The sequence below is a fragment of the Vibrio sp. YT-19(2023) genome (genome assembly GCF_033337395.1).
Window position 1 is genome coordinate 1 of sequence record NZ_JAWOQN010000584.1, and the last position, 663, is coordinate 663.

Sequence of the window (663 nt, forward strand, 5' to 3'; positions counted from 1 at the left end):
GATAATCACGATGATCTCACCCTGTTTGATATCGAGATCAATGCCTTTCAGGACTTCAGTATCGCCAAAGCGCTTGTGGATATTTTCTAATTTGATCATCGTACGTACGCCTTATTCAGTTTCGCTTCAGCCCAAATTTGTACTCGAGTCAGAATCACCACCACGCCCCAGTAAATCAGAGCGACGGCTAGGAATGCTTCAAAGAAACGAAAGCTTGAAGAGGCTTCCATCTGCGCTTTAGCCATGATTTCTGCCACGCCAAGCGTAAAGGCGAGGGAAGTCGACTTAATCATATCAATGAAGTAGTTCATCAATGAGGGCAGTGCTACTCGTGTTGCTTGTGGCAGAATCACGCGACGCATCGCTTGTGGCGTTGTCATGCCGACCGATAGGCTCGCTTCCATTTGGCTACGATCAATACCGATGATTGCAGCACGAATACTCTCGGCCATATAAGCGGCAAAGTGCAATGTTAAACCAATCACTGCGGCAGAAAATGCATCGATACCCACCATCACAGGGAAGATTTGTGGCAAGCCGTAATAAAGCAGGAAAAGTTGTACTAACAGTGGGGTACCACGGAAGAAGCTGATGTACAGTTGACTCAATTGGTCGAGAACTGGCAGCTTAAATACGCGAATGTTCGCCAAAATGACGGCTAAA

1 protein-coding gene and 1 pseudogene are annotated in these 663 nt (G+C 46.8%); both read right to left on the minus strand.

Annotated elements, in window-relative coordinates; translation table 11 throughout:
- Positions 1–99: pseudogene (locus R7E78_RS27280) on the minus strand (amino acid ABC transporter ATP-binding protein); the annotation flags it as partial.
- Positions 96–663, minus strand: a 568-nt coding sequence (locus tag R7E78_RS27285; protein ID WP_318058771.1) for an amino acid ABC transporter permease, incomplete at its 5' end; no start/stop codon positions are given. The pseudogene R7E78_RS27280 and the gene R7E78_RS27285, both read right to left, overlap by 4 nt.